This is a genomic window from uncultured Dokdonia sp., from assembly GCF_947492815.1.
In the GTDB taxonomy this organism is placed as follows: domain Bacteria; phylum Bacteroidota; class Bacteroidia; order Flavobacteriales; family Flavobacteriaceae; genus Dokdonia.
In genome coordinates this window covers 1-708 of record NZ_CANLOB010000082.1, presented here as the reverse complement: position 1 = coordinate 708, position 708 = coordinate 1, and the positions used below count along the sequence as shown (strand labels likewise).

General features: G+C 39.4%; 1 pseudogene. It reads right to left on the bottom strand.

Annotated features, from left to right (window positions below):
- Positions 1-708 (bottom strand): annotated as a pseudogene (locus Q1A01_RS23605) (hypothetical protein); the annotation flags it as partial.

Genomic DNA, 708 nt, shown 5'->3' with positions numbered 1-708 from the left:
ACGACTCTCTACAGTAAAGATGACACTTCCAAAGGAAACACAATCCGTATCATCATTCTCTATTCTAAAGAAGAGTATATCTCCATCTGTTACTGTTAGTAATACTGATTGATCTATTGAATTTGCATTATTATCTGCCTCTGTTTGAGTCTCATGATATGAGATATTAAAATCAGCAGTATCCTGAGGAGCTACTAAGAACCCTGCATCATCTGCCAAGGTAGTAAGGTCTACTTCCCCCATGGTATCATCCCCATCAAACTCTTCACAGAAGGTATACTCAAACGGAGTGTCTTGTGATAGAATTGGTAATGGATCTACCACCACATCAAAAGGAACAATCACAAAACAAGGTGTCCCATCTACGATACTCACTGTACTTTCTACTCTTGCATATAAGGTCTGACCTCCTGGAGTGGTATTTTGATACAAAATCTCTCCGCCTCCGCCAAGAGTTGTCACAACATCCATAGGATCAAATGGAGTAGCTTCTGCTTGTGTAAGATCATCAAAAATGAATATATCTACAGGTTCTCCATTTGCAATAGCCGCAACAGTTGCCGTAAGATCAAATTGTAAAATACCATCGGTATCACTTCCACTTGTATCATCATCACAAAGTGCAATAGGTTCAGTAGGGAATTCTGGACTTGGAAGTGGTAACACCTCTATCTCAAAAGAACCTTGACTAGCACAAGTTAAAAAGTC